Annotated in this window: 13 protein-coding genes; all 13 read left to right on the top strand. The window is 67.1% G+C overall.

The window, feature by feature from the left end:
• The coding region (locus CA234_RS20420) for a DsbA family protein (protein WP_206431261.1) at positions 1–717 on the top strand (717 nt) is incomplete at its 5' end.
• Positions 674–2,809 carry a terminase gpA endonuclease subunit gene (locus CA234_RS20415; protein WP_125977307.1) on the top strand — a complete coding sequence of 712 codons (2,136 nt, stop codon included), beginning with the start codon at positions 674–676 and terminating at the stop codon, positions 2,807–2,809. The genes CA234_RS20420 and CA234_RS20415, both read left to right, overlap by 44 nt.
• Positions 2,809–3,021, top strand: coding sequence for a hypothetical protein (locus CA234_RS20410; RefSeq protein ID WP_125977306.1), 213 nt, complete (start codon positions 2,809–2,811; stop codon positions 3,019–3,021). Before CA234_RS20415 ends, CA234_RS20410 begins: the two co-directional genes overlap by 1 nt.
• The gene (locus tag CA234_RS20405; RefSeq protein ID WP_125977305.1) at positions 3,018–4,457 is read left to right on the top strand and encodes a phage portal protein; all 1,440 of its coding nucleotides are present in this window, start codon (positions 3,018–3,020) and stop codon (positions 4,455–4,457) included. Before CA234_RS20410 ends, CA234_RS20405 begins: the two co-directional genes overlap by 4 nt.
• Before the next feature lie 13 nt (positions 4,458–4,470).
• On the top strand, positions 4,471–6,597 hold the full coding sequence (locus CA234_RS20400; RefSeq protein ID WP_164521891.1) for a prohead protease/major capsid protein fusion protein: 2,127 nt from the start codon (positions 4,471–4,473) through the stop codon (positions 6,595–6,597).
• Positions 6,598–6,623: 26 nt separating this feature from the next.
• On the top strand, positions 6,624–6,920 hold the full coding sequence (locus CA234_RS20395; RefSeq protein ID WP_125977303.1) for a hypothetical protein: 297 nt from the start codon (positions 6,624–6,626) through the stop codon (positions 6,918–6,920).
• Positions 6,921–6,926: 6 nt separating this feature from the next.
• Positions 6,927–7,253, top strand: coding sequence for a DUF2190 family protein (locus CA234_RS20390; protein WP_125977302.1), 327 nt, complete (start codon positions 6,927–6,929; stop codon positions 7,251–7,253).
• A gap of 71 nt (positions 7,254–7,324) precedes the next feature.
• Complete coding sequence (locus CA234_RS20385) at positions 7,325–7,510, top strand: hypothetical protein (RefSeq protein ID WP_125977301.1); 186 nt, start codon at positions 7,325–7,327, stop codon at positions 7,508–7,510.
• The gene (locus tag CA234_RS20380) at positions 7,503–7,814 is read left to right on the top strand and encodes a hypothetical protein (protein ID WP_125977300.1); all 312 of its coding nucleotides are present in this window, start codon (positions 7,503–7,505) and stop codon (positions 7,812–7,814) included. Before CA234_RS20385 ends, CA234_RS20380 begins: the two co-directional genes overlap by 8 nt.
• Positions 7,811–8,245, top strand: a complete 435-nt coding sequence (locus tag CA234_RS20375) for a hypothetical protein (RefSeq protein WP_125977299.1) — start codon at positions 7,811–7,813, stop codon at positions 8,243–8,245. The genes CA234_RS20380 and CA234_RS20375 overlap by 4 nt, the downstream gene beginning before the upstream one ends.
• Positions 8,246–8,259: 14 nt before the next feature.
• Positions 8,260–9,498, top strand: coding sequence for a hypothetical protein (locus tag CA234_RS20370; RefSeq protein WP_125977298.1), 1,239 nt, complete (start codon positions 8,260–8,262; stop codon positions 9,496–9,498).
• 11 nt (positions 9,499–9,509) lie between these two features.
• Positions 9,510–10,199: a hypothetical protein gene (locus CA234_RS20365; RefSeq protein ID WP_125977297.1), complete on the top strand. Its 690-nt coding sequence runs from the start codon at positions 9,510–9,512 to the stop codon at positions 10,197–10,199.
• 165 nt (positions 10,200–10,364) lie between these two features.
• Positions 10,365–11,054 carry a DUF6441 family protein gene (locus CA234_RS20360; RefSeq protein WP_125977296.1) on the top strand — a complete coding sequence of 230 codons (690 nt, stop codon included), beginning with the start codon at positions 10,365–10,367 and terminating at the stop codon, positions 11,052–11,054.
• Positions 11,055–11,064: the final 10 nt, after the last annotated feature.

Genomic DNA, 11,064 nt, shown 5'->3' with positions numbered 1-11,064 from the left:
GGGTGGGGGTGGCTTGGGTCCTTCCCCGGCATCCTCGCTATGCGGGGGCCAAAGGCTCGGCGCGTGCGAGTGTCGTGTATTTTCTGTCGGCTTCCTCTTGTTCTTTCGGTTTGGGTCCGTCCGATGCTCGGTAACCTGGCTGATCTCGCGGCAACGGGGCTGGCGTCCGAGCCGACGATCCGGAAGTGGATCGCCGCGCAGCCGGATCAGGCCTGGATCAGGAAGCGCGGTTCGAACGGCGACGCGTACGAAATCGATATCCCCGCGGCGATCGCCGCATGGCAGGCCGAGGAAGCGCGGAAGACCGAGGAAGCGCGGAAGCGTGCCGAGGATCTGCGCCAGCTCGGCCTGGACCTCGGCGTTGGTGTGACTGCCCAGCCCATGGCCGGGTTCTCGATCGCCGAGCGGAAGCAGCTGCTCGAAGAAGAGGTGATCGCCACGAAGCTGGCGGAGAAGCGCCGGGAGCTGGTGCCATTCGTGGAAGTGGTCGGCGCGATCGGCGACATTCTCAGCCGCTTCCAGCAGCGACAGGCCACCTTCACGGCCCGCCTTGCAAAGAAAATCGATCTCACCCGCGACCAACTGACTGCGATCGAACGGCTGATGCACGACGATCAGCAGCAGCTGGCCACGATGATGGAAAACTGGAGCAACGAATTTGGCGACGGCGCCCATGATCCCGCCGCCGCGCTGGGTGATTCCGCCCTTTCCAACTAGGGGCGACATCCTGCGACGCGCGGCGCCCAGCTACCGCCCGCGCGACAAGCTCAACCTGCTTCAATGGTCGATCCGCCATCGCGGCTATGACCCGGATACACTGCCCTGGCAGAACGAACTGCGCCTGGCCCTGTCGGACCCGGTCACGTCCGAAATCGGCATCATCAAGCCGGCGCAATGCGGCGCCACGACGATCGGCGTCGACTGGCTGGGCTGGATCGTCGAGAGCGACCCGTCGGATACGTTGGTTTGCCAGCCTGATCGGCTGATGGCCGAGAAGTTCGTCAAGGGCCGCCTCGATCCCATGATCGCCGGCACGTCTGCGGTGCAGACCAAGCTTCGGCCCGCCGACAATGCGAATAATCAGTGGATCAAGCTCTTCCACGGCATGATGCTGACCACGGTGTGGCCGGTAGCCTCGCAGTTCACGCAGCTGTCGATCCGGTTCGGCTGGCTCGACGACTACGACCAGTATGACGATAATATCGGCGAGACTGGCGGCGAAGGCGGGCAGGGCAGCGGCATTGCGCTGCTCGATGGCCGCTTCATCAGCCACGAAGGCCGCGAGAAGAAGTACATCAGCAGCTCGCCAGCGAAGGACGAGAAGAGCGGCATCGAAGCGTTCGTCGCTGACGGTACCGATGAACGGATCTGGCCGGAGTGCCCGCACTGCGGTGAGCGCTGGGAAATCGACTTCCTGCGCGATCTGCGCTTCGACACCGGCGGCACCGCCGACCAGGCCGAGGCCACTGCACACGTCGTCTGCCCGACAAACGGCTGCATCCTGGAGCCGAGCGATCGCCGCAAGCTGCATGAAAGCTGCGGACGACTGCCGAACCATGGGTTCGTGCAGGCGAACCATGGCGTTTCGAAGCGCCGCCGCACTTTTCGGGTGGACGGCCTGATGGCGCTGCCCAGCTGGCCGACGCTGGCCCGCAAGTGGCGCGACGCCCAGATCGCATGGGAGGTGCGGCAGGATGAAAGCGCGCTGCGCACCGTGATCAACACGCAGGGCGGCAAGAACTATCGTTCGAAGCATTCGGGCGAGAAGCCGGTCGAGACCGACACGCTCAAGCTCCGCCGCGAGCAGGGCCTGCACCTGGGCGTGATGCCCCGCGGCGCGAAGGTGTGGGTGATCCTGACCGACACACAGGCCAACCGGCTGGAGCATATGGCGCTCGCCTTCGGCGAGGGGCTCGAAAGTTGGATCGTCGATCGGTGGTCGACGGACGTGCTGGAAGACGGGATCACGTCGCTCGCGCCGTTCAGCCACCCGGAACACGCGCGGGTGATGCTGCCGCTCTGGGATCGAGTATATCCGCTTGCCGACGGCTCCGGCATGTCGCCGCCGCCTCTCACCGTCCAGCTGGACGTGGGCGGGGGCGGCGCCAAGGGTGAGGGCGCTGCCGAGTTCGCCAAGGCGGTGTGGGAGATGGCACGGGCGGCGGGCATCGCAAAGAACCGTATTACCCTCACCAAGGGTGGCAACAGCATGACGGGCGAGCTGATGCCGCGGGCTCGCTTCGCCGAACAGAAGCGGCGCGGCGGCGCCAAGCGCACTTCGGCTGAGCTATGGTTGCCGAATGTGCATCGGATCAAGGGTGTTATCGACGCCCGCCTTCGCCGTTCCGAACCCGGTCCGGGCTATATCCACCTGCCCGGCGGCAAGACCGGGGGTGGCCCGCTGAAGGCTGGGCAAGACGAAGGCGCGACGGGCCGCCTGCTCGACCATCACGTCGAGGAGATCACGGCCGAGGAGCTGAAGAAGGGCAAGTGGGAGAAGGTCCGGCCTCGCAACGAGACCTGGGATCTTCTGGTCTACGGCTACGCCACCCTTCTGCGGCCGCCGTTCGCACAAGCTCGCACGCACATGCGGTGGGTGCCGAGGGATTATCGCGTGCCGGATCAGGCTGCGCTGCCGCTGGGGGCCGATCCGGCACCCACAGCGCCAGCAGTGGCGAAACCCGCTCTGACGAAGCCTTCGCCGCCGCCGTTGCCGACAAAACCCAAGGCACCGCAGGTGCCCGCCTCGAAACGCAACCCCGTCAATCGCTTCACGAAGCGTAGCGGGAACTGGATCGGAAAACGCTGATGGCCTGGACGCAAGAGGATCTCGACGCGGTCGATACCGCGCTCAAGAGCAACGTGCGCAAGGTGACGTTCGCCGACGGCCGCTCGACCGAATATCAAAACTCGGGCGAGCTGCTGAGCGTGCGCAACACCATCAAGGCCGAGTTGGATCAGGCCGCCGTGCGTGGGAGCCGTCGCACCCGGTCTGTGGTGCTTCGGACGTTGCGCCGATGAATTGGTTCGAGCGCTCCATCGCGGCGATCGCGCCGGGTGTGGCGGCTCGCCGCGCCATGGCCCGCGTCCGCGTCCAGGAACTGACGGCTATCGAGCGCCATCAGGGCCGCCGCACGCGCGCCAGCGCTGCCAACTTCGACATCAATACCGGCGATCCGAACGACGCGCGGCCGCGCCGCACGCTCGATCGGGCAACCGTCATCCGCCTCGCGTCGCAGAACCCCTACGGCAAGAAGGCGCTGAACGCGCTGGTCAACAACGCCGTAGGCTGGGGCATCACCGGCACGCCCAAGGGGCCGAAGGCGCTGGCCCAGCTCTGGCTCGATTGGGTGGAAGTCAGCGACTTCCGCGGTAGGCTGAACTTCTACGGCCAGCAGGAACTGGGCGTGCGAACGATGTTCCGCCAGGGCGAGGTGTTCATCCTGCGCCGGTGGGTGCGGGATGCAGCAGTGCTGCCGTTTCGCATCCAGCTGGTGGACGGCGGGATGCTCGCCACGGAGAAGTTCGGCGACAATATCGAGGACGGCATCCAGTACGACGAAGACGGCAACGTCGCCGGCTACTGGTTCCACCCGGCACGGGCGCGATATCGCGGCTTCAAGCCGCCCGTGTTCTTCGCGGCCGAGGACGTGATCCACCTCTTCGTCGAAGAGGATATCGGGCAGAAGCGCGGCATATCGGTGTTCGAGCCGGTGGTGAAGCGGCTCGACGATATCGATGAGACGCTCGATGCCGATCTCGTCCGCCGGAAGATCGACGCCTGTTTCGCCGGCTTCCGCACGCTGAGCGCGGAGGCCGACGAGCGGCCACTCGGCGAGCGGGAGGAGCGGGAGGGCGGCCTGCCGCCGATCGACAATATCGAGCCTGGCATGGTGTTCACGCTCGAACAGGGCGAGGACATCAAGTTCAGCGATCCCAAGCCGGTGGGCGGCGTAGGCGATGCGGTGAAGATCAACCTGCTCGCCGCGGCCGCCGGCATGTCGGTCACCTACGAACAGATGACCGGTGACCTGTCGAACGTGAACTTCTCGTCCTACCGGGCTGGCGCGCTGGAATTCGACACCTTCATGTCGCGCTTCCAGTGGAACACGCTCATTCCGGTGGCGCTCAATCGCGTCTGGGATTGGTTCTGCCAGGCCGCCTACGAGTTCGGCCGCACCGGCAAGCGCTCCTATCCGATCCGCTGGGCGCCCCCGCCGCGCAAGTCGATCGATCGCAAGGGCGATGCCGAGGCCGATATCCTCGAAATGCAGGCCGGTCTGGAAAACCGGCGCAGCCTGCTCGCCTCCCGCGGGCTCGACCATGATGTGTTCATGGACGAGACCGCTGCCGACCTGAAAAATCAGCAGGGCAAGGGCCTGTACTACAAGGGCGATCCCTTCAGCTCAGCCCAGAACGCCGCGGCCAGCGCGGATGCCGGTTCCACGGCCGCCTAGCAAGGAGACCATCATGAGCAAGTCCGAACCGGCGCCGCAGGGCGCCGCCGACGAGCCGCGTCCGGAAGGCCGCGTCGTCACCACCCCGCTGCCACCAGCAAAGCGGGGCAAAAAGGCGCTGCTGGTCGGCGCGGCCGCCGCAGCGATCGCGGGGCTGCTGACCCGAAACGCGCCCGAGCAGGGCGATCTGCAGGAGCGCCGCCAACCGCAGGCGAACGGGCGTGGCACACGCGATTTGTCCCTCACGCCGGAGAGCTACGACGCCACCGCGCGCACCGTCGAAGCCGTCCTTTCGGCCGGGACGGCCGTGCGGCGCTTCTATTTCACCGAAGAGCTGGAGATCAGCGACGCGGCGATCGATCTCGGTCGCGTCGGCGCGGGCATCTGTCCGCTGCTGGACACGCATAATCAAGGCAGGCTGGGCGACGTCCTGGGCCGCATCACCAACGTGCGGATCGAGGGCGGGCAGCTGATCGGCACGCTCGAGTTCGCCGACACGGACGCGGGCCGCGCGATTGAGGCGCGTGTCGCCTCCGGCGAGCTGCGCGCGATCTCGATCGGATATCGCGTCACCAAGTGGCAGATCACCGCCACCGACGAAAATGACCACGAGACCTGGCGCGCCGTCGCCTGGGAGCTGCTGGAAGCCAGCCTCGTGCCCGTTCCCGCCGATCCGAACGCCGTGGTTCGGTCTGCATCCGGGACTCCGCAACACGGCACCACCCAAGAGGAAGATGATATGCGACGCAACCTCCCCGGCGGCGCGGCTGCGGCCGCTCCTTCTGCCGCAGCTCCCGCCGCGCCAGCAGCTCCCGCGCCCGTTGGCGACCAGGGCGGCGCAGCGCGCGCCGAACCGCCCAGCGGCAGCGTGCGGATCACCGCCCGCCAGATCCGCGAACGCTGCGCGCGCTCGACCGATCTCGGCAGCGACTTCGCGCTCGACCTGATCGGGCGCAATGAGGAGAACCCGCTGAGTGAGGCTGAGTTCGAGCGTGCGATCAGCGATCGCCTGCTCGGCCAGCGCGAGCAGCCGCGCATCGACGTGCGCGTCGGCGCGGCCGGCACTGACAGCGAGGACTATCGCCGCGCGGTGGAAGTCGCCGTCACCCTGCGCGCCGATCCCAGTGCGCGTTTCGACCCGGCCGACGTCGAGCGGGCCCGTGAACTGCGTGGCCTGACCCTGATGGAGATGTCGCGCGACTATCTGCAGCGCACCGGCATCTCCACCGCCGGCATGGGCCGCCTTGACATTGCCGGCGCCGCGCTCGGCCTGCGCTATGGTGCCCACACCACCAGCGACTTCGCCAACGCGCTCTCCAGCGCCACCGGCAAGCGCGTGCGGCAGGCCTACCTTGCCGCGCCGCAGACCTTCGGCCCGCTGGTCATGACCGGCACGCTGCCGGACTTCAAGCCGACCAACATCATCGGCCTGGGTGATGCGCCGCAGCTGCTGCTGGTGCAGGAGAATGCCGAGTTCACCTATGGCGCGATGGCCGACACTGGCATGTCCTACCGCCTGCAGACCTATGGCCGCATCATCGCGATCACCCGGCAGGCTATCATTAACGATGACAAGCGCCTGTTCGCCCGCGTGCCGGACAAGTTCGGCTACAAGGCCCGCGATCTCGAAAGTGATCTGGTCTGGGGGCTGGTGCTGAGCAATCCGACCATGGGCGACGGCTTCGCGCTGTTCTCCGCGCAGCACGGCAATCTCGGCACCGCTGCCGACATCAACGTGGACTCGGTCACCGCGGGCCGCACTGCGATGGGCCAGCAGAAGAGCGTCGAGGGCGGCTTCATCATCGTGCGCCCCGCCTATCTGGTGGTCGGGCCGCTGATGGAGACGAAAGCGGAGCAGTTCCTGACTGCAGTTGCCGCGACGCAGACCGCGAACGTCAACCCGTTTGTCGGCTCGCTGCAGCTGATCGTCGAGCCGCGGATCACGGACAAGAGCTGGTACCTGTTCGCCGACAAGGCCGCGATCGACACGATCGAGCTGTCGCACCTGGAAGGCCAGGAAGACGTGTTCATCGAAACGCAGCCCGGCTTCGACGTGGACGGCGTCAAGACCAAGGCTCGCCTCGATGTCGGCGCCGCGATCGTCGACTATCGCGGCATGTACAAGAACCCGGGGCTCTGATCCCGGCGCGCTAAGGAGTGCCCCCAATGAAGCTTATCCTGTTGCTCGCGCCGGCAGTCATTGCCGGCGCCATTCGCTATCCCGTCGAAGGCCCGATCCCCGTCGCCGACGACGACTATGCCGACCAGCTGATCGGTGAAGGCAAGGCGGAGACCGCTGAGCTGGAAACCGATAGCGAGGATCTCGACGCTATGACGGTGCCGGAGCTGAAGCAGCTCGCGGCCGCCGAGGAAATCGATCTCGGCGAGGCCACCAAGAAGGCTGAGATCCTCACCAAGATCCGCGAGGCGCGCATCGCGCGCGCCGATCGCCCGCAGGAGTAATCCCCGATGAAGAACTTCGTGCAGAACGGTGACAACATCACCGGTGTCGCGCCCTATGCCGTCGCGAGCGGCCAGGGCTACCTCGACGGCGCCGAATTCGCGGTCGCGTCGGCCGACGCGGCATCCGGCGCCCCGGTGGTCGGCGTCGTTCGCGGCGTGTTCACGCTGCCCAAGGCGGCGGTGGCGATCGCCCGCAAGACGGTGGTCTATTGGGACAACAGCGCCCGAGTGGTCACCAATGTGGCGACGAATAACACCAAGATCGGCATTTCCATGGGCGCCGCCACCTCCGGCGCCGCCTCGGTCGACGTGCGGCTCGTTCCCGTCATCTGAACCCATGTTCCTCCCAGCCTGGGCGGGCGGCGATGCCTCGGCGCGCCGCCCGCGCCTTTTTGGAGACCAATATGTCCGTCATTCACCTTCATGGCCCGGCAAGGGCCAACGATGGATCGTTCATCGACGCGGGCACCGACGTGACGATCGGCGACAAGCCGAAGCAGATCGCCGCCGATCGCGCGAGCGAGCTCGTTAAGGCCCACACCGCCAAGCGCGGCGCCGGCGTACCGGCGCCGACCAGCTCCGATGCCTGATCCCTGGCAGCAGGCGGCGGCCGATATCCGCGCCGCCTCGCCGGATACCGTGCTGTACACCGGGGGCGGCCTCGCAAAGCCGACCGAGCTTCGCGTCATCTGGACCGATGCCCCCGGCGATCCATTCCAAGGCCCCGGCAACACCACGCGGACCATTACAGCGGAGATCGCCTGCGCTGATCTCCCCAACAGGCCAATCCGCTCGGATCGCTTGGCGCGGGGCGGCCTCACCTGGCAGCCGAACCAGGTCAGCTACGACGACAATGTCGACGCTTGGCTGATCGTCCTGGAGAAGGTGGCATGACGGCCCGCCGCGCTGAGGTCGTTGCGGAGATCGAGCGCCGGCTACGCTTGGTGCCCGGCATCGCCGAGGTGGAGGTAATGCCTTCCGCCGATCCCATGGCCTTCCCGGCATTTCACCTGTTCGACGACGGCCATGACCCGATCGAGGCGCAGGCGTCCGCCACCACGATGGAGTTTACGCCTCGCGTGGAAGCCTATTTCGAGCGTGACGGGGGCGCTGAGACCTATGCGCAGCTGAATGCCTTCTACGCCGCCGCTGTCTTCGCCGTGATGGGCGAAGACGATCAGCTCGGCGGCCTGGTCGAGACGATCGACGAAGGCCGTATGACGATCGGCGTCGCGTCGCTCGCGTCGGCCTCGCGCATGTATTTCGCACTCGAATTGCCCATCACCTTCGCCGCCCGTCGCGGCGATCCAAGCCAGCCCGCCTAAAGGAGGCACCCAACATGTCCGATCCTACGCAGCGCTCGGCGTTCATCGCCGTGGGCATCCGACTCATGGCCGACGACAACGACACCGCGCTTCCCGACCCGGCGACCGACTTCATCGGCATCGAACTGGACGGCATCACGCGCGGGTCTCCCTTCACCACGGAACAGTCGAATGAAGCGACCGGCTCGCTGGTCTCGGGCGCGGCGCAGGTGATCGGCCAGGCTGCCAGCTTTGCCTTCACCTCGCGCATTCGCGGCGCGGGGCCGGGGGTGGTGTACACCTCCACCGTCAAGCCGCCGCTCCATGCGGCGCTCTCGGCCTGCGGCAAGCGCGCCCAGTTCCAGGCAGCGGTCGCGGCCGCCGCGCTCACCGCCGGCAGCGCCACCAGCGCCACGCTCGCCAATGGCGCGCCCGCGACCGCAGGCGCGCTGGTCGGCATGCCGCTGATCCTGAGCGGGGGCACGGCGAACAACGGCCGCCTGCCGATGGTGACCGGCTACAGTGCGGGCCGGGTCGCCACCCTGTCCGAGACCTTCGACACGCCGCTGACGACGGGCGAGAGCGCGGCGATCCCGGCGAACTGGACCTATTCGGGCACCACGCCCGCCGACGCGACCGCCAAGGCGACCGACCAGCCCCTGGCGGTGATCGCCTTCTATCGCGACGGCGTGTTGTTCAAGTACACGCATTGTCGTGGCGTGGTGAACCTCAACGGCCGCTCCGCCCGCCCCGGCTTCGCCGCCTTCAGCTTCGCCGGCATCTTCGCCGGCAAGACGGACGCCGCGGTGCCCAGCCTCGCCGCGCTGAAGCAGCACGCGCCGCCGAACCTCGCGCGCGGTACCGACGCCTCGAACGTGGCGATCTTCAACCGCAAGCCGGTCTCGATCTCCACCTGGTCCTTCAATGATGGCGCCAACGTCACGTCGAGCGAGGACCCGAACACCAATATCGGCTTCGGCGCGGGCGAGATTGGCCAGCGCACCCCGGTGCTGACGATCGACCCGCTCGCCACGCTGGTCGCAAATCGCGACGTGCTGGCGCAGATCTCCACCGGCGCGCTGGTGCCGGCGTCGTTCCGCTACGGTACGCAGGCGGGGAACCGCTGGGCGCTCACCATCCCCGTCGCGCAGGTGACGGGCGAGAGCGACACGCAGCGCGACAACCTGGTCGGCGAGCAGATCACCGCGCAGGCGATCAGCCAGGGCAAGGATGCCTATCTGCGCGACACCGACAGCATCCTCTGCTTCTACTGATCGGGGCACCCATGATCGTCACCACCACCACCGAAACCGTGCCCTACACCCATCCCTGGGTGCAGAAGGTCGACGGCGCGCCTGTTTTCCACCTGCGCGCCGGCTCCACGATCGAGCGCGGGCAGATGACCGCGCTGCTCGACGGCCCGCTGCAGGCCGCCAAGGTCTGGAGCCACCAGCTGCGCGAGGCCCAGCTGAAGGGCATCGATGCGCTGTTCGCCGAAGAACCTGAATATGACCGGCTGGTCGCGATCTTCTCGGCTGAGGGCGAGGAAGCCGAGCAGCTGAGCGACGATGACAAGAAGCTCGCCAAGGCCGTGGACCCGCTGCTCGTGAAGCACTGGCCGGCCTATGCCGACCTCGTCGCCCAGATGGAGCGCCGTCGTACGCTGGTGCCCATCGTGGCGCTCACCCGCTACTGCACGGGCTGGGAAAACGTCCGCGACGAAAATGGCGCGGTGATCCCGTTTGAGGCGGACAAAAACGGCCATGTCGCCGATCGTGCGCTTCGCCGGCTGCAGGAGGTGGATCTGCTGTTTGCCGGCTCCCGAGCCTTCAGCCTGCAGTTCGGCGGAGGAGAGGAAAAAAACTTCGAGCGGCCGTCTTCGTCCGAAGACGGCCCGAAGACTTCGAAGTCGGCCTCACCGCGGGCGAAGGGTGGGAGATCGAAGGCACGCGGTGGAAGGAAAACCCCCGCATAGTCCTGCCAGGCTGGATCTGGGCTGTCGTCGATCTCTACTTCCAGTGCCGGCGGTTCGCCTCGCCGCTGACGGGGCGGGTGCTGCCATGCCCCGGCAGCGTCGGTGAACAGCCGGCGGCGCTGATGGACGCGTTCCTGCTCCTAGAATTGATGGAGAAGCCGGCCGATGGCTGACGGCGCCGATCTCATCATCGACGGCAAAGCACTGGATGCCGCCGCCGACAGGTTGATCCGCGGCTATCTGTCGGCCGGAACGAAGGCGGTCTCGGGCACTGCCCGCAACCTGGAGAAGCGGCTTGAAGACGCAACGCAGGCGGCTGTCCCCGGCAAGCTGTGGCGGGCCTGGCAGTCGAGCGCTTTCCCGCGGTCCGGCCCGGCGAGGAACCCAACCGCCACGGTCTGGCTGAAGGGGCGCGCTGATGGCCGCACCGGCGGCGCGGTGAGCTTCTGGACGCAGCCCGGCGAAATCCGGGGCAAGCGAGGGCAATATCTCGCCGTGCCGCTTCCTTCGGCGGGCTCGCGCGGCCGCGGGCGCGATCTCACTCCCGGAGAGTGGGAGCGCCGGACAGGCCAGAAGCTTCAATTCATCTACCGCGCCGGCAACTATTCGCTGCTGGTCGCGACCGGCGGCACGACGAACGCCCGGACTGGCGGCTTCCGCCAGCTTACCGGCGGACGCCAACGGGCAGGCCGGGGCGGGGCCAATCCGCTGCAAAGCTCGGTCGTGCCGATCTTCGTCCTCGTCCCGGTGGTGCGCTTCCGCAACGCCTTCGCAATCGAACCGATCGTCAACGCCGCCGATGGCGAGCTGGCGCGCGAATTGTTCAACGCAATCCGCGGCCTCTCGCTGCGCTGATCTGCTCGCA

Source organism: Sphingomonas sp. ABOLE, assembly GCF_003950455.1.
Lineage (GTDB): Bacteria > Pseudomonadota > Alphaproteobacteria > Sphingomonadales > Sphingomonadaceae > Sphingomonas > Sphingomonas trueperi.
Note: the sequence above shows the minus strand (reverse complement) of the source record. Positions and strands in the feature narration are given on the sequence as shown.

Coding starts and splice junctions, on each gene's coding strand:
- CA234_RS20415 (WP_125977307.1), top strand. CDS start 674: ATGATCCCGCCGCCGCGCTGGGTGATTCCGCCCTTTCCAACTAGGGGC.
- CA234_RS20410 (WP_125977306.1), top strand. CDS start 2,809: ATGGCCTGGACGCAAGAGGATCTCGACGCGGTCGATACCGCGCTCAAG.
- CA234_RS20405 (WP_125977305.1), top strand. CDS start 3,018: ATGAATTGGTTCGAGCGCTCCATCGCGGCGATCGCGCCGGGTGTGGCG.
- CA234_RS20400 (WP_164521891.1), top strand. CDS start 4,471: ATGAGCAAGTCCGAACCGGCGCCGCAGGGCGCCGCCGACGAGCCGCGT.
- CA234_RS20395 (WP_125977303.1), top strand. CDS start 6,624: ATGAAGCTTATCCTGTTGCTCGCGCCGGCAGTCATTGCCGGCGCCATT.
- CA234_RS20390 (WP_125977302.1), top strand. CDS start 6,927: ATGAAGAACTTCGTGCAGAACGGTGACAACATCACCGGTGTCGCGCCC.
- CA234_RS20385 (WP_125977301.1), top strand. CDS start 7,325: ATGTCCGTCATTCACCTTCATGGCCCGGCAAGGGCCAACGATGGATCG.
- CA234_RS20380 (WP_125977300.1), top strand. CDS start 7,503: ATGCCTGATCCCTGGCAGCAGGCGGCGGCCGATATCCGCGCCGCCTCG.
- CA234_RS20375 (WP_125977299.1), top strand. CDS start 7,811: ATGACGGCCCGCCGCGCTGAGGTCGTTGCGGAGATCGAGCGCCGGCTA.
- CA234_RS20370 (WP_125977298.1), top strand. CDS start 8,260: ATGTCCGATCCTACGCAGCGCTCGGCGTTCATCGCCGTGGGCATCCGA.
- CA234_RS20365 (WP_125977297.1), top strand. CDS start 9,510: ATGATCGTCACCACCACCACCGAAACCGTGCCCTACACCCATCCCTGG.
- CA234_RS20360 (WP_125977296.1), top strand. CDS start 10,365: ATGGCTGACGGCGCCGATCTCATCATCGACGGCAAAGCACTGGATGCC.